Raw genomic sequence first — 22,537 nt, 5'->3', positions numbered from 1 at the left:
GCAGAAAATCCCGGCTGGAAGGCGGCCCGGAGGAGCCCTTTATTCCGCGGCTTCGGCCAGTTGCAGCGCTTCGGCCTGCTCCAGCTCGCGGTGCAGCCGCCGTTCTTCATCGACATGCGGCTTGGTGAACCGGGCGATGGCCAGATAGGCGACCGGCGTCAGATAGAGGGTGACGACCGTTGCAAGCCCGAGGCCACCGACCAGCACTCCGCCGAGCGCGATGCGGGCCTCGGCGCCCGCGCCGCTCGCCAGCACCAGCGGCAGGGCGCCGACGATGGTGGCGATCATCGTCATCATCACCGGTCGTAGCCGGATATTCGCTGCGTTCTCGATCGCCGAGCGCAGGTCTTCGCCACGGTCGCGCAGCTGGTTGGCGAACTCGACGATCAGGATGCCGTTCTTCGCCATGATGCCGACCAGGAGCACCAGGCCGATCTGGCTGTAGACGTTCAGCGTGTTACCGGTCATCACCATAGCAAAGACGGCGCAGGCAAGGCCGAGCGGCACGGTTGACATGATGATCAGGCCGCTGACCAGGCTTTCGAACTGTGCGGCCAGCACCAGGAAGATGATGACGAGCGCAAAGCCGAAGGTGATGAACATGCCGTTGGCGTTCTCGTCGAGCGTCGCGGCCTCCGCAAGCGGCACGACGCGTGAGCCCGGCGGCAAGAGCGGCTCAGCCATCTGCTCTACCATCGTCAGCGCGTCGCCGAGCGCAAGACCGGATGTCAGGCCGGCGGACAGCGACACGGAACGCAGTTGCGATTCCCGCGCCAACTGCGGCGCAACCGCCTTTTCCTCGACGGTCGCGATCGACGACATCGGCACGATCTTGCCGTCGCCGGTCTTCAGGAAGATGTTCTGCAGGTCGGTCGGGTCATTGACCGGGTTGGTCGTCGACAGGAGCTTGACCGGATAGGCCTCGCCCTCGACATAGACGTCAAGCACGCTGTTGCCGTCGAGCATCGCCTGCAGCGCCGCCGACAAGCCCTTGATATCGATGCCGAGATCGGATGCCCGTTCGCGATCGATCGTCACCGAAAGCTGCGCCTGGTTCTCCTCGTAGTTCAGGCGGACATTCTCAAACCGGCCGGTGTCTTCCATCTGGCGCACCAGTTTTGCGGCCGCATCGCCGAGTTTGCGGTAGTCGTTGCCGACCAGCGCCACCTGCAGCCCATTGCCGGCGCCGCGGATGCCGAGGCTGTTCGGCTGGATCGGGAAGACCCGGATCGACGGGATATTGGTCGTCATCTTGGTGATGTCGGCGGAAATCTGCTGCTGGGTACGCTCGCGGTCGCTCCAGGGCGCCAGCGTCAGCACCATGAAGCCGCTGTTTACCGATCCGCCCTGGCCGGAAATGGAGAAGATGTTGGCGATCTCGCCGCTGTCGACCAGCGGCTTCAGCCCCTCTTCGACCCGCCGCATTTGCGCCTGCGTATATTCGAGCGAAACGCCCTGCGGCGCCTGCATCCGCAGCATGATGCGGGCGCGGTCCTCCGTCGGCGTCAGTTCCGACTTCAACAGCGTGAAGGCGCCGGCGCCCGCCGCAGTCACCATCACTGCCACCATGAAGACGATCAGCGGTGAGTTGAGACAGGCCCGCAGCGTTCGCCGGTAGAAACCGGCCGCAAAAATGCCGATCCTGGCCATGAAGCCGGTGTGACCATGCTCCTCGCCATGCGGTTTCAGCATGCGCGAGGCCAGCATCGGGCAGAGCGTCAAGGACACGAAAGCCGAGAGCAGGATGGCAAAGGCCAGCACGAAGCCGAACTCCCGGAACAGCCCGCCCGTCTGTCCCGGCAGGAACGACAGCGGCACGAAGACCGCCGCAAGGGTAGCCGTCGTAGCGATGACGGCGAAGAACACTTCCAGCGTACCGAGCACCGCCGCCGCCCGCGGCCCCATGCCCTCGCCACGTCGCCGTACGATGTTTTCGAGCACGACGATCGCATCATCCACCACCAGCCCTGTCGCCAGCACGATCGCCAGCAGCGTCAGGATGTTGATCGAGAAACCAGCGATATAGATCGCCGCACAGGTACCGACCAGCGCAATCGGCATGGTGAGGGTTGGGATGAGGGTCGCCCGCCAATCGAGCAGGAAAAGATAGATGACGATGGTGACGATGATCACGGAAGCAGCGAGCGCAATTTCCACCTCGTGGATGGCGCCCTCGATGAACACGGCATCGTCGCTGGTCACCTTAAGCTGCGTGCCCTCAGGCAATATTTCGTCGATCGTTGCCACTGCTTTCTTCACGCCCTCGGAAATGTCGAGCGTGTTCGACTGCGCCTGCCGGATGATGCCAAGCCCGATGCCCTGGCGCCCGTCGGACCTCAGCGACGAGGTGCCGATATCAGGGCCGAGCGTTACCGTCGCAACGTCACCAAGCCGCACATTCTCGCCGAGGATCAGGTTTTCGAATTCTTCCGGTGTCTGCAGGCCCGCGGTGGCGCGCACCGAAATATCCTGGTCGGCACTGGTCAGTGATCCAGCCGGCACGTCGAGCGAGGCAGTTGCCAGCGCGTCGCGCAGATTGGCCACGGTCAATCCGCGCGAGGCCAGCTTCGACTGATTGACGTCGATGCGGAAGATCTTCTCCTGGTCGCCGTTGATCTGCACGTCGGCAACGCCCTCGACGGCGGCAAGCCGGTCGGTGATCTCGTTTTCGGCAAGCAGCGTCAGGTCTTCCATCGACAGCGTGTCGGACGTCAGCGCCAGCCGAAGGATCGGCTGGCTGTCGGCGTCCGCCTTGACGATGCGCGGCTCATCGGCATCTTCCGGCAGCTGGTTCGCCACCCGGCCGAGCGCATCGCGGATATCGTTGGAGGCCTGGCCGATATCGGTCGTATCGGAAAATTGCAGCGTGACGCGGCTCTGGGCATATTGCGAAGTCGAGGAAATCTCCTTGATGCCCTGCACGCGCGACACGGCGCCCTCGATCACCGAGGTCAGCTCACGGTCGACCGTCTCCGGCGAAGCGCCGTCGAAGGTCGTGTTGACGGACACCACCGGCTGATCCACCTGGGGCAACTCGCGAATCTCGATGCCATTCAAGGCCGCGAGGCCGGCAACGATGATCAGCGTGTTGACCACCAGCGCGAAAATCGGGCGGCGAATGAACAATGCGGTAAAACCGGCCGTGCGCCCTGCCTCGTGATGCTCGCCGCCCCCGCTCATTTCGTGGCCTCCGTTTCGGAGACCTTCTGTTCCTGACCGCTCTGTTGCGGCTTCTGTTGCCGCGGCTGCTCGTCGCTCGCCACACGCACGGTGCCGCCGTCACGCAGGCGCTGCACGCCTTCCATCACCACGGCATCGCCCTTGGCAAGCTTGGCCTCGACCAGCACCTTGTCGGAATTGCGCTGGATGATCTTGACCGGAATCTTCTGCGACTTGTCCTCATCGACGCGCCAGACATAGGAGCCGTCGGCGCTCCACTGGATCGCCAGCGGATTGACCGTCGGATACTTGTCGCCGGGGAAACGGACCGAGACCGAGAAGGACATGCCGGCCCGCAAAGTATCATTGGGATTATCGATCCGCGCCCTGACCCTCAGCGTCCGGCTTGCCTGGTCGATGCGGTTGTCGATGGCGTGAATGGCACCGGAAAACTCCGAACCCGGCAGAGCGATGGCCGACGCAGTGACCGCCTGTCCGACGGAGATCTTCGTTGAGAACCGCTCCGGCGCCCAGAAATCGACGAGGATCTGCGAGCGGTCGTCAACGACGGCGACCGGCGTCGAGGTCGTGACGTAGTCGCCCGGATTGACGGTGATGATGCCGACGATGCCGCCGGACGGCGCGACGATGTCGCGGCGTTTGAGATCGAGTTCGGCCGTCTGCAGGGCGAGTTTGGCGGCCTGCATGGCGAATTCCGCCTCGCGCAATACGGCAACGGAGACGGCATCGCCGAGCTTGCGGTTGCGCTCGACCTTTTCGCGGGCACTGTCGACGGCGACTTTGGCCTGGGCCGCCGCGATCTTCTGTTCATCGCTGTCGAGCCGGGCAATGACCTGCCCCTTCTTGATCCGATCGCCGGATTTGGCGAGAATCTCGATCAGATTGCCGGTCGCCTGCGGCGTGACGGCAACGGAGACGATGGCCTCGCCATTGCCGATCGCGTTCAGCCTGTCATTGACAACGGCGCTATCCACCGGCTGCGTGACGACGAGCGGCGCACCGCCAGCCTGCCCGCGCCGGCCCGACCCTTGTCCCGAACCTTGTCCTTGTCCTTCCGCGGCACCATCCGCCGGCTTTGCGGCTAAAACCAGCAGTTGCTCGGGTACGCCCGCCTTGGCAAGCATCGCGCCGGCGCCCGGCACGAAGCGGACCCAAATACCAAGACCCACCACGAGAATGACCAGGCTGATCAACAGCTGCTTCCAAAGCCGCATCAACGAACTCCATTGAAATCCACGGCTCCCGGCAGCAACAGCGCGCGGGGTCCATCAAACAAGGCCAACTATCCCCTTTTGCCGCGGCGCGGGCAATGCCACAATACCATCATTACGCAATTGTAATGAAAGCCATTTTCGGCCCAGCGCGGCCGCTGGCCCGTCAATTCAGCCCGGAGACCCCATGAGCACCATCGCCAAAAATCAGAGCCCGGAATCCGATCCCCGCGTCAAAGTGGTGTTCGACGACATCCGCACCACCCGCAAGTCGGACTTCATCAATAATATGTGGCACTACCTCGCCTTCGATCCCGGCCTGCTCGAAGACACCTGGGCCGAGGTCAAGGCGGTGATGGCAACGCCGTCCGCGCTCGATCCGCTGACCAAGGAGATGCTCTATATCGCCGTCTCCGTCACCAATGGCTGCGGCTACTGCGCCCATTCCCATACGGCCGCTGCGAGGGCCAAGGGCATGACCGCCGAAAAGCATGCCGATCTCCTGCGCGTCATTTCGCTCGCCGGCAAGACCAACCAGCTGGCGACGGCGCTGCAGGTCCCGGTCGATCCCGCCTTCGATGCCGATCATCGGCCCTGATCGCGGCGGAAACGCGGTTGTTTGCGCAATGAAGCTGGACTTCACGGAATAAAAGAAGAACGGAATTCTGGCCTTTCGGCACCGAATCACTACATTGAGCCGCATGAGCAATGGATTTGACGACATTCCCTTCTTCGATGAGGAGCCGGCGCCGCGCCCCGCGCGCGGCCATGGGCCGGTGCCGCCAGCGCCCTCAGGCGGCATCGCCGCCCGCGCCATGGCAGCACGTGACCAGCATCGGGCGCCCGATTATCTCTCCGGCCTGAACCCGGAACAGCGCGACGCCGTCGAAACCCTCGATGGCCCTGTTCTCGTGCTCGCCGGCGCCGGCACCGGCAAGACCCGCGTGCTCACCACCCGCATCGCCCATATCCTGTCGACCGGCCGCGCTTATCCGAGCCAGATCCTCGCCGTCACCTTCACCAACAAGGCGGCACGCGAAATGAAGGAACGTATCGGCGTATTGGTCGGCTCAGCCGTCGAGGGCATGCCCTGGATGGGCACCTTCCACTCGATCGGCGTCAAATTGTTGCGTCGCCATGCCGAACTTGTCGGGCTCAAGTCCTCGTTCACCATCCTCGACACGGACGACGTGGTGCGGCTGATCAAGCAGATCATCCAGGCCGAGGGCATCGACGACAAGCGCTGGCCGGCCAAGCAATTTGCCCAGTTGATCGACGGTTGGAAGAACAAGGGCTTCGGCCCTGCCGACATCCCCGAAGGCGATGCCCGCGCCTTTGCCAACGGCAAGGGCCGCGAACTCTACGCCGCCTACCAGGCCCGGCTGATGACGCTGAACGCCTGCGATTTCGGCGATCTGTTGCTCCACCCGATCCGCACGTTCCGCGCCCATCCGGATATCTTGCGCGAATATCACGACAAGTTCCGCTATATCCTCGTAGACGAGTACCAGGACACCAACACCGCCCAGTATATGTGGCTGCGGCTGCTTGCCCAACGGCCGCGCGCACGCGGCCCAATCTCCCCCCCTGAGGGGGAGATCAGAGGCGGCACCGTCAACATTTGCTGCGTCGGCGACGACGACCAGTCGATCTATGGCTGGCGCGGTGCCGAGGTCGACAACATCCTGCGCTTCGAGAAGGATTTTCCCGGCGCCAAGGTCATCAAGCTGGAGCGCAACTACCGCTCGACGGAGCACATCCTCGGCGCCGCCGCCCATCTGATCGCCCACAATGAAGGCCGCCTCGGCAAGACGCTGTTCACCGACCGCACCAACCCGGACGACGACAAGGTGCAGGTGCATGCCGCCTGGGATTCCGAAGAGGAAGCCCGCGCCGTCGGCGAGGAGATCGAGCAGCTCCAGCGCCAGAACCACAATCTCAACGACATGGCGATCCTGGTGCGCGCCTCCTTCCAGATGCGCGAGTTCGAAGACCGCTTCGTCACGCTCGGCCTCAACTACCGTGTCATCGGCGGCCCGCGCTTCTACGAGCGGCTCGAAATCCGCGATGCGCTCGCCTATTTCCGCCTCGTCTGCCAGCCCGCCGACGACCTCGCCTTCGAACGCATCGTCAACACCCCGAAGCGCGGCCTTGGCGATACGACGGTGCGCAGCCTTCACGACTATGCCCGCAGCCGGAATATCCCGATGCTCGCAGCGGCTGCCGATCTCATCGAAACCGACGAGATGAAGGCCAAGCCGCGCAAATCGCTGTTCGACGTCGTCACCATGTTCAAGCGCTGGCAGGGCCTGCTTGAAACCACGCCGCATACGGAGCTTGCCGAAACCATCCTCGAAGAGTCCGGCTACACGGACATGTGGAAGAACGACAAATCGGCCGAAGCGCCCGGGCGGCTCGAAAACCTCAAGGAACTCATCCGCTCGATGGAGGCGTTCGAGAGCATGCGCGGCTTCCTCGAACATATCGCGCTGGTCATGGATGCCGAGCAGAACGAAAACCTCGACGCCGTCTCGATCATGACTTTGCATTCAGCCAAGGGCCTCGAGTTCGAAACCGTCTTCCTGCCCGGCTGGGAAGAAGGCCTCTTCCCGCACCAGCGTGCGCTCGACGAAGGCGGCCGCTCGGGCCTTGAGGAAGAACGCCGCCTCGCCTATGTCGGCCTGACGCGGGCAAAACGCCGCTGCCACATCTGGTTCGTCTCCAACCGCCGCATCCACGGCTTGTGGCAATCGACGCTGCCCTCGCGCTTCCTCGACGAATTGCCCGTCACCCATGTCGACGTCGCCGAGACCGAACAGTCCTATGGCGGCTACAACCGCGGCGGTTACGGCCAGTCGCGCTTCGACAAGCAGGAGCCGTTTGCCAATTCCTATTCCACCCCCGGCTGGAAACGCGCCCAGGCCCACAAGACCGACGCCACTCGCGACAACTGGGGCAGCCGCTCCGGCGTCGGCATAGAGCGCATTGGCTACGGTGAGAGCGGCCCCCGCGCCCGCACCATCGACGGCGAGCTCGTCGCCAAGTCGAAGATCGACGAACCTTCGAAATTCAACGTCGGCGACCGCGTATTCCACATCAAGTTCGGCAACGGCAATATTGCCGGGATCGAGGGCAACAAGCTGACGATCGACTTCGACCGGGCCGGGCAGAAACGGGTGCTGGACGGGTTTGTCGAGCGGGTGTGACGCTCGGCTTGGATCCTCGGGTCAATCCTCGGGTAAAGCCCGAGGATGACGGCTTTGGGGATTCGGATTGAAAAAAACCGACAACTACAAAAGCAGATTGAAACACCAAGCCAGCGATGGTCCTCCACGCCCACCTCCCCTCCGTCATCCTCGGGCTTGACCCGAGGATCCATCCGTAGTCACCAACGCTTACATCCGGGCGATGCGCGTGCTTGTCCCTTGGATCAAGCCTGAGGATGACAACCCTTCTTAGGCAGCCTCCCTATAACCATCCTGCCCATCAAGGCTTACCGTTCATCGACAGTCCTCCCTCCCCACCGTCATCCTACAACAGCATATTGAAACACAAAGCCAGCGATGGTCCTCCACGCCCACCTCCCCTCCGTCATCCTCGGGCTTGACCCGAGGATCCACAGCCGCGCTCTCCAAAGCCCAAAGCCAAGCCCACAAACTTCGGTCAAGCGCCAATGCCGACCCGCAGCCGCGAAAAAAATCACCCGCAAACTCCCCGCCCCTTACATCCATGCCATAATCCGCTCGTCCCGCCCACGGATACGCTGCCAGCCGTGGCTGCGAGGCGGGGCCGGCGCCGGGTTCGGGGAAAGGACGGAAGTCCCCGAGGCTGGGGCTCGCAAGAAGGTTCCCCTCCGCAGGCCGATGCTGCTGCGGGCGTGCAATCGCACAGAGGGCCGACAAGGCCGTAGCGGAACGAGTTTGCGGGCAAAAACCGCCGAACGGGGCGCTGAGAGGTGTCACCTATTCTATTCATACGAGGCAGCTTTCAGCGCCCCGTCCGAACAGAAACCAAAAACACGGCGAGCGATCGCGCGTGAAGAATGGAACCGTGCCCTCCCGGTCGTCATCCTCGGGCTTGACCCGAGGATCCACACGCAAACCCAACGCGCAGACGTGGGTTGGCTCCGGTTCTGGATCCTCGGGTAAAGCCCGAGGATGACGACACCAAAGAGGAGGCCGCAGCAACAAAGGGCGCCCGACAAGAATCTGCTGCCCGCACCGGTGCGAGCGGGAAAAGTCCCTTCTGAAAGCCACCCGCTCACAGCCGCCAACGCCTGTTTTCCCCATCGGCGCCGGCTGTGCTAGGCTCGATGCCAGAGGGGCGGATGGCGTAGTCATGACACGTGCACAGCAAGTTGGCGTCATCGTCGGTCTGATGATCGTGGCGATCCTGACGATGTTGCGCGCCAGTGACCCTCAACTCATGCGGCAGGCCCGTGCAGTGGCCTTCGACGAGTATCAGCGCATCGCGCCGCGGGCATTCCAGGATCTGCCGGTCCGCGTGGTCGACATAGACGAAGCGTCGCTGAAAGAATTCGGCCAATGGCCATGGCCGAGGGACCGCATGGCCAAACTGGTGAACAGGCTTTCGGAGATGGGAGCGGCGGCCATCGCATTCGACATTCTCTTCTCCGAACCCGATCGCCTTTCGCCACGCACGGTCATGCGCGATGTCGCCGGGGTCGATCCCTCGCTCGTTGAACGGCTGCCGGACAATGACGAAATTTTCGCCCGTTCGATTGCTGAAAAGCCGGTCGTGCTCGGCTTTGCACTCTCCAACGAGGGCAACGACCGGCCTCAGGTAAAGGCCGGCTTTGCCTTCACCGGCGAACCGCCCTTCCACGCGCCGCCCCGCATCACCAGCGCGACACCCCTGCGCCCGCAACTCGAGGCCAATGCCGCCGGCATCGGCCATATCAGCCTCAACCCCGGCGATCCGTCGGCGGTGGTGCGCACCGTGCCCCTGCTCTTGAGCGATGGGCAGCAGCTCTATCCCAACCTTGCGCTCGAAGCGCTGCGCGTCGCGCAGGGCGCGTCCACCTACGTGCTCGCCGATGCGCCGGACGTGCCGGACACCATTACCCTGATCAAGATCGGAGATTTCGTCGTCCCGGTGACGGCAGCAGGTGAACTCTGGCTCTATGTCACTCCCGACAGGGCGGACAGGTATATTTCGGCGCGACAGATACTGGCTGCCGAAGGGATTTCGCCCGAAACAGCCGCGGCAATGCAAGGCAGCATCGTCTTCGTCGGCACCTCGGCCGCAGGCCTCCAGGACATTCGCACGACGGCGCTCGGGCAGAACGTGCCGGGCGTCTCGCTTCAGGCCCAGACCGTCGAGCAGATCCTGGCCGGGCGCTTCCTCTCGCGGCCCGACTGGGCCGACGGCCTCGAAATCCTGTCCATCGCGGTTGCGGGCACCCTGCTCGTCATCCTGACCACATTCGTCAGCCCCGCCGTGGCGCTGGCCTGCGGGCTGCTGATCACGGCGCTCGCTCTTGCCGCCTCGTGGCTTGCCTTCCTCTACGGCGGCCTCCTGCTTGATCCCCTGGCGCCGATCATCAGCGGCTCGATGACGCATTTCGCGGCAACCGCGTTCCGTTTCCTGGTGATCGACCGGGAACGCCGGGAGGTCCGCGCCGCCTTTGGCCACTACCTTTCCCCCTCGCTGCTCTATCGCATCGAGCACACCCAGGGCGCCCTGCGTCTCGGCGGCGACGACCGGGAATTGACGGTGATGTTCGTCGACATCCGCAACTTCACCGAGATCAGCGAGCGGTTGGCGCCCACCGCCGTCGTCGGATTCCTGAACACCCTTCTTGATGCGCTGAGCCGCCATGTCATCGAGAACGAAGGCACCCTCGACAAGTTCATCGGGGATTCGATCATGGCCTTCTGGAATGCGCCCGTCGATATCGGCGACCATGCGGCCAAGGCAGTCCGTGCCGCATTGGCCATGCGCGAGACGCTTGCCCGCCTCAATGCCGATGACGCTTTCGGGTTTGGAAATGGACAGTCCGTCGGCATCGGCATCGGTATCCATACCGGTCTGGCCTGCGTCGGAAATATGGGCGCCGAGACCCATTTCAATTATTCGGCCGTGGGCGATACCGTCAACGTCACAGCACGCATCGAGGCGGCCTGCAAGGACGTCTGTTTCGACATTCTGGTGTCCGAGAGCACTGCGAGCCTGGCGCCGCAGTATGCGCTTCTTGAGGCGGGTGCGTTGGCGCTCAAGGGTAAGAGTACGCGAACCCGCACCTTCGCGGTGATCGGCGACGAGCGCCTCGCCATCTCCCCCCATTTTGCCACATTGAAGCATGTTCACGGGCAACTGATTGAAGCCATGGCATCGCGGTCGCCGGCTGCCCGCAAAATGCTGCGCGTTGCAAAACGCGGGGCGGCGGAGTTGCCGGTGGGGCTGGCGGAATTCTATCGCCGCATCTCGCGCCGAGCCGACCATTTTCTCCAGCGGCCCGCCGCAGCGCCGCGCGTCCTTCCTGATGGGAAAACGTGACACCTCATGCTACAGTGGCACCTCGGCTGTACGTCGACGGCAAAATTGCGGGCGCCACGACCGCGTCGATACCTCCTGTCATTTCCCGCTCTTGCCGTGATCGCCGCGGTCCTTGTTCTGGCCGCGATGGTAGCCGTCGTCGTGATCACCGTGATGCTGGCTGCCGTCATCGATGCTGTTGCCGTCACGATCATGATGGTTGTGGTGCCTGTCGCGGTCGTGCGGCTTGTCCGGCCTGTCCTTATCCGGCTTGTCCTTATCCGGCGTGTCGGGCTTATCGTCCTTGTCGGGTATATCCGGCGGCACGTCGCGCTGCTCGCGAACGGTCGCAGGGATGCGGTCGGGCCGAATATCAACAACATTCGCAAGGCCGCAGCCGCCGCCGCTCGCTGAAAGCCTCTGGCTGCCGGAGAGGAACGGCAGCGCCTTGGTATTGCCGAGTGTCTTGAAGATGCTGCGGTCGACCGGGCGGGTTTCGGTCAGACCTCCGTTACGGGTGGCAACCACGCAGTCGCAACGCCGCCTCAATTCTCGACAGCCGCCCGGGCCGCAGAAACTGGCCGATCCGCCCAACAGCACCATCGCGGTCGTGCCGTCCGCACCGACATAGAAATCGAACACGGTCCCGCGAACGCCGATCGTGCCGGCTGGCGTCAAAATCTCGTAGGCGGCGTGTCTGGAGTTTCCGCTTATCCAGCGAAACGTACCCTTGGCCGCCTTGACGGTGAACTTCTTCACCGAACGCGAGCCATCGAAGACGAACTTGTCGATCACCACGGATGAGCCCCACCCCACGGCAAGCTTGGTCCCATCCCGGAAGACAAACTGGCCCAGCCCGGATCGGGACGTGCTGATCCGTTCGTCCTGGAACACCGGATCGTCGACCGCGAGCTCACCGCTCGCGCCCGTCACCGCAGTCTTGATGTGGATGGCCTTGCCGATCGATTGCGCAGCAACGGACGGGGTTGCAGCGGAGAGCAACAGACTGAACGCGACGACGACGGCCCGATCTGGAGTAAGCATCTCCCCCTCCTCGAGAGGGGCAACATTAGCACAATGTAATTTAGATGTCTCGTGATCCGCGTGGGGTGATCCGGCCGCAAAAAAGCGACGGCTTATACACCCTTGGAAAACAGCGAGGCTAGCGTCTTCTTCGGCGAGGAGAAGCCGCCCTTCATATTGTTGACGATGACCATCTGCGAGATTTCACCGCGCTTGAAGGCTTTCAGGAAGCGCGGATAGTTGGCGAAGGCGACGCAGCCGTGCGAATCGCCACGGTTTCTGAGCAGATAGCTGTGAGCGAGAAAGCCGTCGCGGCCATGCTGCGCCGTGCCTGCGACCGGCGTCAGGCGTACGGCTTCGACACCATGGAACAGAGACTCACGCATTGTCACCTTGTAGGTACCGGGCGGCGTCGGACCTTTCATCTTCACATGCACATAAGCGGGATTGTCGCGCATCTTGCCAATACCGGAATGCGCCTCGAGTTTCTCGCCGTTCGGCATGTAAACCACGCCGGCCGAGAGATCGAAATAGGCAATGCCCTTGCGGCCTCGGAAGGTCGGACGAACGTCGTCCTCCTCGTCCATAGGAAGACCCGGCTTGGCGTAGGCAAGCTCCTTGGTCACCGGCTTGGTGTCATCGGCTGGCTTACGGGCGCTGTCGGCGAAGCTCTTCGGCTTGGAGAGCGGCAGCGGCCCCAAGTCGGGAAGCATGCCATTCAGCGATGAGGCCGGTTCCTGCATCACGAGGCTGAACGGCTTGCCCAAGCCTTGCTTGAGCGAAACGTTTTCGATGAGCGCATTGGCCATCACGGGCGTCGAGCCGGTGATTACGCCGTCATCCCTCGCCGCAGCCGCCTTCGCCAGCGCCAAAACCTGCGTCTTTTCGATGAAATCGACAGGGGGCTTCGTCAGCGCAACGGCCGCAATGCTCTTTTGTGGCACAAGCGTGGAGGCCAGATGGATACGCGGCAGGACTGTCAGCCGCGAGAACTTGTTGAGCCGCACGACGCGCTGCTGTGAGGCAGCGCGCACGATCGGGTTGAGCCCCAGGGAGGCCTCCAGACGAGATTGTTTGTCTGACGACAGCGATGGCCCCATGGTTTGCATAGCCGCGAACGTCGCGATCACCCAGATCGAAGCGGCGATGCCGACGCCGATAAACGCCGCGCCGGAGACGAGCGAATGCGCCTTTTTCGAGCGGCCTGCCGGTTTCCCGGATGAGGCGACATGACTGAACTTTTCGACCGCGAACGCCATCATACTCGTTACCCAAAACGCATTACACAATCCGAAGGCAACGGAACGCATTGCCGAGGAGGCCGGTCCAATGCTTGAGGGGCGCCAAACTCTGCGCTTTCCCGGGCATGCCGATCGATCAGAAGAATGACAAAGTATGGTAACCAATTCCTTTACGCTGACCCCGCGAATATCGATGCGGGAGGACGAACAGCATTGCGGAATAGAAAAGGCGACGAAGATTGTACCCTCGCCGCCAGGGATATTGCGGTCCAACGGACACATGGCTGCATCAACGCCAGCACCGAGCCGAGGCTCGGCAGTCGCCTGCGTTTGGTCTCAGACCCTTTATTTTTGACGATATTGTGGAGATAGCGGGGTTTTTCTCGGCCTTACCGTATTCGTTCTGGCCCCGCCGAAAGTTTCAGGCCACTCAAAATGGTATTCGGTTCGTGCGGCGTGCGCATCCGGCACCTTGCCGATAATGCACATGCAAACTTGCAATACCTATATCGGCGGTAGAGCGCGGCATCCCTGTCCGCCGTTGCGCGAATGGCGGTGGAAATCGCTAGGTGTTGTCCCGTTTGAATAAAATTGCAGCGAATTTCAGCCAAAAAAATTAAAGCGCCGCAACTACGAATTCGGGCTTATCCGCGCAAACGGACCCAACCATTTTCAGCGCCGCCCGGCAGGAATCCACGCCTATGAGCTTCCCTTCCGCCATCGCCGTCATTGCCCTTGCGGTGATGCTTCCCGTGCTGCTGCTATTACGCAAGAGCGGTGTACCGGGAGTTGGCAGCTTTTACCTCGCATGCGTTCTTTCGACGCTTTCCGCCGGCGCCGGTCTTACATCGACGATTGCGCCCCCCTGGTTCGATGTTATGGCCGATTCAACGCTGACGGTGGCTGCGTCTCTGGCCGCCTTGAACGGTTTTCGTGGCTTCCTGGGGCGAAAACAGCTCAGATTGCCGCTGCTCGTTGCAACCCTTGCCTGTATGGCTATCATCCTTGGTTTCTTCAGCCACCTGTTCGAAAGTCGGGATGTCTGCGTCGCTTTCAGTGCCGGATTGGCGGGGCTGATCTATTTCCTCACTGGCATCATGATCATGCGCCATTGGTCGAGGCAACGGGCGATCGCACCTTATGTGCTGTTCTGCTGCGTGTCCGCCTTCGCAGTGGCTGCCCTGAATGCCTTTCGCGCCATCGCCGCCACCACAGATTTCGGCAGTGCCGTCGAGCCGCAGATGTGGGTAACGGCGCTTGTGGCTGCCCGTCAACTGATGATGCCGCTGTTTTTGCTAGGCGTCGTTCTGCTGTTGCACGGCTGGATGATCGCCAATCTTCGTCATTTGATCGCGCATGACGAACTGACGGGCGCCCTGTCGCGGCGGGCCTTCATGGCCGAATGCGAGCGGATATCTCACGCCGCCTCCGGCTCCGGCCGCCAGACGGCGTTCATGCTGCTCGACCTCGACCGGTTCAAGCAGATCAACGATCAGCACGGCCACGCCGGCGGCGACGCGGCGCTTGGGCACTTTACCAGGATTGCTCAACAGACGCTTGCCGGGCGCGGTATGTTGGGGCGTTTGGGTGGCGAAGAATTCGGCATTGTTTTGGCTGGCGTCGGCCGCACGGAAGTGATCGCGGTCGCGGAAGCCATCTGCACGGCTGTCAGGACAACGCCGGCCAGCGCCGGCAAAGGCATGACTATCGCACTGACGGTCAGCATTGGCATCGCCATCGCCAAGTCCGGCGGCGCATTGGCCGATCTGATGATGCAGGCGGACGTGGCGCTCTACGAAGCCAAGGCGATGGGACGCGACCGGTTGAGTATTGCCGATAGCCTTGGAGCGGCTTCCTCAGCCAGCGCCCGGGCGCTTGCAGGAGCCGCTGCGCAGATGCGCGCGGCAGCAGCCATGACGGTTACCTCTGCACAGCCCCTGTCAAACGTTGGCTGAGATTGACGTTGCCAGCGGTTCTGTCCACTGCGGCTTGCATTGCCAAGCGGCCATCCTATGTGAGGGAAACCGCCTATGGAGAACAATCAATGCCGCTTCCCCTTCGCCTTTGCCTTCTCAGCGCTTGTGCCCTTTTCGCGGCCAGCCTTGCATCCCTGCCCGCACAGGCCGAAACCGTCGGCGAGGTCGGCGTCGACTGGCTCGGCAACGACATCGTTGTCGACGCAGTCAGCGACCCCAAGGTCACCGGCATCACCTGCCACGTCACCTATTTCGACCGCAGCGTCATCGACCGTCTGAGAAAGGGAAACTGGTTCGAGGACCCCTCCAACAACTCGATCGCCTGCCGCCAGACCGGGCCGGTGACGATCGGCGATATCGACCTCGGCCTGGAGGGGGAGGAAGTCTTTCGCGAGGGACTTTCGCTGATCTGGAAGAAACTCGTCGTCAACCGGATCTATGACAAGAAAAACAATACCCTGATCTACCTCGCCCATTCGCGCGAATTGACCGACGGTTCCGCCAAGATGTCGATCTCGACCGTTCCGCTCTTCGGTCAGCCGGTGAAATGGACGAACGGTGCGCCGAAGTAGCAGCACTACCGCTCGGCAAAGACATCCTTGGACGTCATGATGCGAACACCTGCCGCCGCCATTTCGGCAATTGCGGCCTGCACGCCGGAAAGATCGATGCCGCGGCTTGCATCGGCAATAAACCGGACGTTAACGCCGGGCATCATCGCCTTCGCGTCAAGCGCCGAGGCCTTGACGCAATAATCGGTCGCAAGGCCGCAAATATCGAGGGTGCCGACGCGTGCCCGGGTCAGGTAGCCCGAAAGTCCTGTCAGCGCGGCGTGATCGTTGTCGCGAAAGGCGGAGTAACTGTCGACCTCACGATTCGCCCCCTTGCGCTGCACGTGATCAATGCCGCCGAAATTCAGGCCGGGATGGAACTGGGCATCGCGGGTCCCCTGGACGCAATGATCCGGCCACAACATCTGCGGCTTGCCGTTTAGCGTACCCATCTCGAAAGGCTTCTTTCCGGGATGCTGCGAGGCAAAGCTGCCGTGATCGGCCGGGTGCCAGTCCTGCGAGGCGACGACGAGATCATACTTGCCTTCGGCGATCAGCCGGTTGGCGACCGGCACCACATCCTCGCCATGCGGTACCGCAAGGTTTCCCCCCGAGCAGAAGCCATTCTGGATATCGACGAGCAGAAGGCATCGCACGGCAGTCTCCCATCATTGCAACAGAGGTTCGGGCAGAGAACGGCGCCCGTATTTCGCATCGCACAATAAACGGAGTGTCGGGAAAAACCAGCCGGCTTCTGCCAACGACCAATCTATCACGAACGCAGCAAAACACCGCGCAGTTTCCCGCGCGGTGCCTGCCAATTTGCAGATATCAGCTCACGCAGCCTGCGCCAGTTCGTCGGCAATGACGGTATCGAGGTTGAGGAAGCAGACCATGGTCTTTTCCAGTGCCACGATGCCGCGGCAGAAGGCACGCTGTGCCTCCGGAATGATCTCCGGCGCCGGCTGCAGGTCTTCGCTCTTGATGGTCATCATGTCGGAGACCTGCTCGACCAGGAGACCGACCAGCTTGCCGGCGATATCGGTGACGATGATCGCCGAGCGCTCGGACGGCTCGGTCATCTTCATGCCGAGGCGGCAGGCCATGTCGATGACTGGGATGACGGCGCCACGCAGGTTGATAAGGCCGAGGACGTAGGGCGGTGTATGCGGCATCGGAGTCACGGGCGCCCAGCCGCGAATTTCGCGGATCGCCATGATGTCGATGCAGAATTCCTGATCACCCAGGTGGAACGAAACGATTTCGAGATAGGCACCGGACTGCTTGATTGCGTTTGACATGATCAGAACTCTTCCCAGTTTTCGGCGGAACCCGATGCCTTCGGCACGGACGACGCGGGGCTGCTAAAGGCACCCGCCAGCTTGCCCATCAGGGCCTTGGCGGGAGATGGCGCGGGGCGCGCGGTGGCCGATGTGGCAACACGGACCGGTTGACGGATTTGCGGAGCGAACGCGCCGCCGCCGAGCTTGAACTGGCCGATCAGCGCGGTCAGGCCTTCGGCATCCTGTGCGAGCGTATGGCTGGCGGCATTGGTTTCCTCGACCATCGCCGCATTCTGCTGGGTCATCTGATCCAGCTGGCCGATCGCCGTATTGATTTCCTGAAGACCGGTCGACTGCTCGCGGGCGGCCATCACGATCGACGTCATGTGCTCGTTGATGCGTACCACATCCGTGCCGATGCGCCCGAGCGCCTGGCCGGTTTCCTGCACCAGTCGAACACCGGTTCCGACCTCGGTGCTGGAGCGCCCAACCAGAACCTTGATATCCTTGGCAGCGCCCGCTGCCCGCTGGGCGAGCTCGCGCACCTCCTGCGCTACCACGGCAAAGCCCTTGCCGGCTTCACCGGCGCGGGCGGCTTCGACACCGGCATTCAGCGCAAGCAGGTTGGTCTGGAAGGCGATCTCGTCAATCACATTGATGATCTTGCCGATTTCGGATGATGCGTTTTCGATCCGGGCCATGGCTTCGACCGCTTCGCGAACGATACGGCCGGATTCTTCGGCGTTGGTGCGCGTCTCGCCGACCATCTGGCTCGCCTCCTCGGCACGCTGGGTAGCCGTGCGTACGGTGACGGTGATCTGGTCCAGCGCCGCCGAGGTCTCTTCGAGTGAAGCCGCCTGCTGTTCCGTCCGCTTGGCAAGATCGTCGGCGGCGCCGCGCATCTGCTGGCTGTTGGACTGGATCGAGCTGCTGTTATCGCGGAAACTGGCAAGCACGCTCTGCAGCTTCTCGACCGTGTGATTGAAATCCTGGCGCAGAGTTTCGAGATCCCCGCGGAACGGCTGGTCGATCGTTGCCGTCAGATTGCCTTCAGAGAGCCGGTTCAGGCCCTGTCCAAGTGCTGTGACCGCGGACTGCACCTGCCGCGCCTCTTCAGCGCGGGCTGCTTCACTGGTCGCGCGCTCAGCTTCATTTTCGCTGCGGCTTGTTGCTGCCGTCCTTTCAAGATCGCGTTTTTCAACGGCGGCAGCCCGGAACATCTCGACGGAACGGGCCATGTCACCGATCTCGTCGCGTCGGTTGACCGCATCAACTGCGGTTTCGTAGTCGCCTTTCAGGATGCGCTGCATGCTGTCGCGCACGGCGAAAATGCCACGGCGAAGGATGTTCCCATGGAAATAGAGCATGCCCATGAGCGACGCCATGGCAAGGAGCCCAACGGCGATCTGGAACTGGAGGGATTCACGCGAGCGAGCGGTTGCGTCGGCGACGCGCGCACCGAGCGCCAAGCCAGCCTCTTCATACAATTTCCCAAGCGTTACGGCCATGCGCTCGCCGGCGCCGTCAATCGTATCGTCGATCGCGCCGTATGCATCGGCAACAGCGCCCTCTTCCACCATTTTCTTCAGGTCCACCTGGATAGCCTTGGTTATCTCGGCGAGATCGGCATCAAACGTTGCCATCATCTCCGGCTTGCCGAGAGATGCGGCCAATTCCATTGCCGCCGGCTTTCCCGCCTCCAGCACCGAGATGAAATCGGCGACCGCCTTCAACCGCTCCGGCGCGACCTGGCGCTCCTCGCGATCGACGATCGTATCCATCGCCACCAGGGTCAGTTCGACACTGGCAAGCCGCATGACGGCGGTGTTCTTGATGGCATCCTGCGCGGTAATGGCTTTGTCGAGCGCCTGGTTGACATGCGAATTCTGATACCAGCCGACAGCCAGCATCGAACCGAAGCCAATGAAGGCGGCGAAACCCAGGGTGCCGAGCCGCTGGCTGACGGAAAGTTTACGGTCGAGTGGTGCAGACGTCATACGGCAGTATCCAATTCGTGAGTGCGGCAGCGAGCATCGCGCGCAGACAAAGGGAGCGATGATGCGGGAAACCGGACTCAGGCAAACCGGCGACGTCATGTCGGCAAGGGGATTTAGCACCCCTCCACGCGCTTAGAACATGGCAAACACAAATTAAACATTTGCTAAAATGAGTGCTGAATTCTCGTTATTCGACTACGCTGAAGAGGCTGGAAACGCGCCATCCCGGCCTTTCAATCTTCAGCCCGCCCAAGTATCATGGCGGCATGCAACACGATGTGAAAAAGCACCCGCAAACCTTGATGGTCACCGCGCTTGCCGGCGGCGGCCTCATTCTATTGCTTGCCGCTTTTCTCGGATGGATCGTCCAGGGACCGGAGATATTCCTGGCCATGGCCGAAAACGGCCTTTCCTGGTGTTTCTAATCCTGCCTGCCGCAAATTGACGCTGGCAACCCGAACGTTTGCAACGTCCGGCCTGAAGGTCTATCTGGTCATCAGGATTGGTTAAATGGACCGGACATCATCATGAAAGCACTTCGCATTGTTCTTTGGGCAGTCGTTGCGGTAGCCGCGGCCATACTTGGCTATGGGACCTACGCGCTGACCACGTCGAAGGATCAACTGGCGGTCGGACCCTTCGGCGTGCCGTTCCAGCTCGTCTCGCAGACCGGTCAGCCGATCTCGGAAAAGGCTTTCACCGGCAAGCCGACAGCCTTGTTCTTCGGCTTCACGCACTGCCCGGAAGTCTGCCCGACGACCCTGTTCGAATTGAACGGCTGGCTGGAAAAGGTCGATCCAGACGGCACCAGACTGCAGGCCTATTTCATCAGCGTCGATCCGGAACGCGACACGCCTGAAGTCCTTGGCCAATATGTTTCGAACGTTTCCAAGCGTATCATCGGCATTTCCGGTCCGCCGGACAAGGTGATGGAGATGGTCAAGGGTTTCCGGGTCTATGCCAAGAAAATCCCGCTGGACGAGAAGAAGCCGGACGGCGATTATACGATGGACCACACCGCCTCCGTTTTCCTTCTCGATTCCGAAGGCAAATTCACCGGCACGATCGCTTACGGCGAAAATCCGGACACCGCGGTCAAGAAGCTGGAAAATCTGCTGAAGACATAATGATCGCCGCGAGGAGCTGATGGGGGAACACACCGGAAAGTCAATTCTGATTGCCGGTGCGGGGCCGACCGGACTTGCTCTGGCGCTCGAACTTGCGCGGCGTGGCTTCCGCCCACGTCTGGTCTCAAGGGCCGCGGGACCGGCACCAATCAATGAAAGCCGGGCGCTGGGTGTCAATGCGAGGACCATGACGCTTCTGGAGGCCTCCGGCGCCAGCGCCCTGGTCCTCGCCAAGGCCCGGCGCCTGACCAAATTCAAGATCTGCTCTGCAAGCAAGTTGCTGCTGACGATCGACACCGAGACATTCCGAGGCCCCTATTGTCCGATCTATGCCCTGCCACAGGGCGAAACGGAACGGTTGTTGCTCCAGCGATTGTCGGTATTCGGCATCAGGCCTGAGCGGTCAACGCAAGTTCAGGCTGTCTCCGGCGATGTCCGGAGCCCGATCGTCATGCTGCGGCACGCGGATGGCCAAACAGAGACGGTGCTGCCGGACATGCTGATCGGCGCGGATGGCGCCCATTCCGACGTGCGCAAGGCCTGCGGCTTCGCTTTTCCAGGCTATGCGATCGAAAGCCGTTTCTTCCTGGCCGATTACCGCTATGTCCAGCCGGTCGATACCAGCTTCGCCGAAATGAACCTCCTCAATCCAGGCGTGCTCGTTCGCTTGCCGGTATGCGAAGACAGGCTGCGTTATGTGTCGACGATCGAGGATTTCGAACCCCGCATCGAGCATCCGGCCACGGTGCTGGAGCGGACGTGGAAATCGGACCTCACCGTCAGCTTCCGCCATGTCGAAACGATGAGCCGCGGCAATGTCTTTCTTGCCGGCGACGCCGCGCACGTGCATTCACCGGCTGGCGCCCGTGGCATGAACCTCGGCATCGAAGATGCCTGCTGGCTCGCCTGGCTGATTTCCGAAGGACGGGAACGGGATTATTCCAAGCTGAGAATGCCCGTCGTCAAAACCGTGCTCAGGGACACGCGGCGCTACACCGCCTTCATCACCCTGAAGAATCCTCTCCTGACCGGCGTGCGTAAGCTGTTGATGCCGCTGTTGAACCAAATACCCGGTTTCACGGCGGCAGCGCTGCGCAATGTTTCCGGCCAGGACACGCCGCCGCCGCCGTGGATTCCCGACGCCAGATAGGCCTGCGCTTTACCTTTGATCGGCGGGCATGCTAGAGCCGCGCAAGCCGTCCAGCCGACCAAGGATAAAGACATTGAGCGACCTTCGCCTGTTCATCACCACGACCGAAAAGCAGTCAGAAGTCATCATGGACCTGATGACCGAAGCGTTCGAGGATGACGGCTACGCCATTGCCACCATGGAGATGGACGAAAAGAAGGACATCTGGGAGGCGTCGCTCTACATCGATTTCGACGAAGAAGACGAGATGCGGGCCCGCTTGAGCGACGTCATCGTGGCGCACTTTCCCGATGCGACGATCAAGCGGGAAGTCATTCCCGATGTCGACTGGATCGCCAAATCGCTGGAGGGCCTGTCGCCGGTGCGCGCCGGCCGCTTCCTCGTCCACGGCTCGCATGACCGCGACAAGGTTCGCATCAATGACATCGCCATAGAGATCGATGCCGGCCAGGCGTTCGGCACCGGACACCACGGCACGACGGCGGGCTGCCTCGAAGTCATCGAAAGAGTCATGCGCGCCCGCAAGGTTCGCAATGCCCTCGATCTCGGCACCGGCAGCGGCGTCCTGGCGATCGCCGCGCGCAAGCTGAAGCCGATCCCGGTTCTCGCAACCGACATCGACCCGATCGCGACGCGGGTCGCCGCCGAGAATGTGCGCCGCAACGGCATCTCCACCGGCATCACCACGGTCACCGCCCCCGGCTTCCACTCACCGGCCTTCGCCACGCATGGTCCGTTCGACCTGATCATCGCCAACATCCTCGCCCGCCCGCTGATCAAAATGGCGCCGCAGCTTGCTGGCCATCTGGCACCGGGCGGCTCGGTCATCCTGTCGGGCATTCTGGCATCGCAGCGCTGGAAGGTGCTGTCCGCTTATAATGGCCAGCATCTGCGCCATGTCCGCACCATCTGGCGCAACGGCTGGGTGACGATCCATCTCGACCGTCCCTGAGAATTGACATTCAACGTCCGGAAAACGAAAAACCCGCCTGTCCGTTAGGGACAAGCGGGTTTTCGAAACAAAGGCGATGCCGAAGCACCGCCCGCTGACCGGCAAGCCGGCCATGTCCGCGAGCTTAAGGAGGAGGAGCGCTCAAGCGGACTCTTCATGATCCAAAATTGGCCACCCGGAGGGAGGAGGAGAAGGATGACCAACCATTCTCGGATCATGCAGCTCTTGCCTTTCGGCATTCGCGTGAACAACAGATTTGCGTCCGTGTTCGTTGAGCGGGTTTATAGACTATTTTTGAAACGGGTCTAGGTGCATTGCAGCATGGGAGCCATGCGCACGACGCATAAG

General features: G+C 62.0%; 16 protein-coding genes. 9 read left to right on the top strand and 7 right to left on the bottom strand.

Annotated features, from left to right (window positions below; translation table 11 throughout):
- Nucleotides 1-39: 39 nt before the first annotated feature.
- Nucleotides 40-3,180: an efflux RND transporter permease subunit gene (locus tag ACSQ2Z_RS08990; RefSeq protein ID WP_436080884.1), complete on the bottom strand. Its 3,141-nt coding sequence runs from the start codon at nt 3,178-3,180 to the stop codon at nt 40-42.
- Nucleotides 3,177-4,394, bottom strand: a complete 1,218-nt coding sequence (locus ACSQ2Z_RS08985) for an efflux RND transporter periplasmic adaptor subunit (RefSeq protein WP_436080883.1) — start codon at nt 4,392-4,394, stop codon at nt 3,177-3,179. The genes ACSQ2Z_RS08990 and ACSQ2Z_RS08985 overlap by 4 nt, the downstream gene beginning before the upstream one ends.
- Before the next feature lie 184 nt (nt 4,395-4,578).
- Between ACSQ2Z_RS08985 and ACSQ2Z_RS08980 the strand changes: the two genes are divergently transcribed.
- The 3 genes from ACSQ2Z_RS08980 to ACSQ2Z_RS08970 all read left to right on the top strand — a co-directional run bounded on the left by ACSQ2Z_RS08980 (nt 4,579) and on the right by ACSQ2Z_RS08970 (nt 10,910).
- Nucleotides 4,579-4,989 carry a carboxymuconolactone decarboxylase family protein gene (locus tag ACSQ2Z_RS08980; protein ID WP_436080882.1) on the top strand — a complete coding sequence of 137 codons (411 nt, stop codon included), beginning with the start codon at nt 4,579-4,581 and terminating at the stop codon, nt 4,987-4,989.
- A gap of 103 nt (nt 4,990-5,092) precedes the next feature.
- Entirely contained in the window at nt 5,093-7,597 is a 2,505-nt protein-coding gene (locus ACSQ2Z_RS08975; protein ID WP_436080881.1) for an ATP-dependent helicase, read from the top strand.
- 1,132 nt (nt 7,598-8,729) lie between these two features.
- Entirely contained in the window at nt 8,730-10,910 is a 2,181-nt protein-coding gene (locus ACSQ2Z_RS08970) for a CHASE2 domain-containing protein (RefSeq protein WP_436080880.1), read from the top strand.
- Nucleotides 10,911-10,988: 78 nt separating this feature from the next.
- Here ACSQ2Z_RS08970 and ACSQ2Z_RS08965 read toward each other — a convergent pair whose 3' ends face one another.
- Entirely contained in the window at nt 10,989-11,933 is a 945-nt protein-coding gene (locus ACSQ2Z_RS08965; protein WP_436080879.1) for a FecR family protein, read from the bottom strand.
- A 92-nt stretch (nt 11,934-12,025) separates the two neighbouring features.
- Nucleotides 12,026-13,174 carry a DUF2778 domain-containing protein gene (locus ACSQ2Z_RS08960; protein WP_436080878.1) on the bottom strand — a complete coding sequence of 383 codons (1,149 nt, stop codon included), beginning with the start codon at nt 13,172-13,174 and terminating at the stop codon, nt 12,026-12,028.
- A 680-nt stretch (nt 13,175-13,854) separates the two neighbouring features.
- Here ACSQ2Z_RS08960 and ACSQ2Z_RS08955 point away from each other — a divergent pair.
- Together ACSQ2Z_RS08955 and ACSQ2Z_RS08950 are read left to right on the top strand one after the other, a co-directional pair.
- Nucleotides 13,855-15,108, top strand: a complete 1,254-nt coding sequence (locus ACSQ2Z_RS08955) for a diguanylate cyclase (RefSeq protein ID WP_436080877.1) — start codon at nt 13,855-13,857, stop codon at nt 15,106-15,108.
- A gap of 89 nt (nt 15,109-15,197) precedes the next feature.
- The gene (locus tag ACSQ2Z_RS08950; protein ID WP_436080876.1) at nt 15,198-15,701 is read left to right on the top strand and encodes a CreA family protein; all 504 of its coding nucleotides are present in this window, start codon (nt 15,198-15,200) and stop codon (nt 15,699-15,701) included.
- A 5-nt stretch (nt 15,702-15,706) separates the two neighbouring features.
- Here ACSQ2Z_RS08950 and pncA read toward each other — a convergent pair whose 3' ends face one another.
- The 3 genes from pncA to ACSQ2Z_RS08935 all read right to left on the bottom strand — a co-directional run bounded on the left by pncA (nt 15,707) and on the right by ACSQ2Z_RS08935 (nt 18,960).
- Nucleotides 15,707-16,336, bottom strand: coding sequence for a bifunctional nicotinamidase/pyrazinamidase (pncA, locus tag ACSQ2Z_RS08945; protein ID WP_436080875.1), 630 nt, complete (start codon nt 16,334-16,336; stop codon nt 15,707-15,709).
- 180 nt (nt 16,337-16,516) lie between these two features.
- Nucleotides 16,517-16,981, bottom strand: a complete 465-nt coding sequence (locus ACSQ2Z_RS08940; RefSeq protein WP_018326507.1) for a chemotaxis protein CheW — start codon at nt 16,979-16,981, stop codon at nt 16,517-16,519.
- 2 nt (nt 16,982-16,983) lie between these two features.
- A complete protein-coding gene (locus ACSQ2Z_RS08935) occupies nt 16,984-18,960 on the bottom strand; it encodes a methyl-accepting chemotaxis protein (protein WP_436080874.1) in 1,977 nt (658 codons plus the stop codon).
- A gap of 173 nt (nt 18,961-19,133) precedes the next feature.
- Here ACSQ2Z_RS08935 and ACSQ2Z_RS08930 point away from each other — a divergent pair, with 173 nt between their 5' ends.
- The 4 genes from ACSQ2Z_RS08930 to ACSQ2Z_RS08915 all read left to right on the top strand — a co-directional run bounded on the left by ACSQ2Z_RS08930 (nt 19,134) and on the right by ACSQ2Z_RS08915 (nt 22,189).
- Complete coding sequence (locus ACSQ2Z_RS08930) at nt 19,134-19,385, top strand: hypothetical protein (RefSeq protein WP_436080873.1); 252 nt, start codon at nt 19,134-19,136, stop codon at nt 19,383-19,385.
- Nucleotides 19,386-19,487: 102 nt separating this feature from the next.
- Entirely contained in the window at nt 19,488-20,087 is a 600-nt protein-coding gene (locus ACSQ2Z_RS08925; RefSeq protein WP_436080872.1) for an SCO family protein, read from the top strand.
- 19 nt (nt 20,088-20,106) lie between these two features.
- Nucleotides 20,107-21,237: an FAD-dependent oxidoreductase gene (locus ACSQ2Z_RS08920; RefSeq protein WP_436080871.1), complete on the top strand. Its 1,131-nt coding sequence runs from the start codon at nt 20,107-20,109 to the stop codon at nt 21,235-21,237.
- 73 nt (nt 21,238-21,310) lie between these two features.
- Complete coding sequence (locus ACSQ2Z_RS08915) at nt 21,311-22,189, top strand: 50S ribosomal protein L11 methyltransferase (RefSeq protein ID WP_436080870.1); 879 nt, start codon at nt 21,311-21,313, stop codon at nt 22,187-22,189.
- Nucleotides 22,190-22,537 lie beyond the last annotated feature (348 nt).

Origin of the sequence: Pararhizobium sp. LjRoot235 (assembly GCF_964254145.1) — a bacterium.
In the GTDB taxonomy this organism is placed as follows: Bacteria; Pseudomonadota; Alphaproteobacteria; order Rhizobiales; family Rhizobiaceae; genus Pararhizobium.
This window is presented reverse-complemented; position numbering and strand designations above follow the sequence as displayed.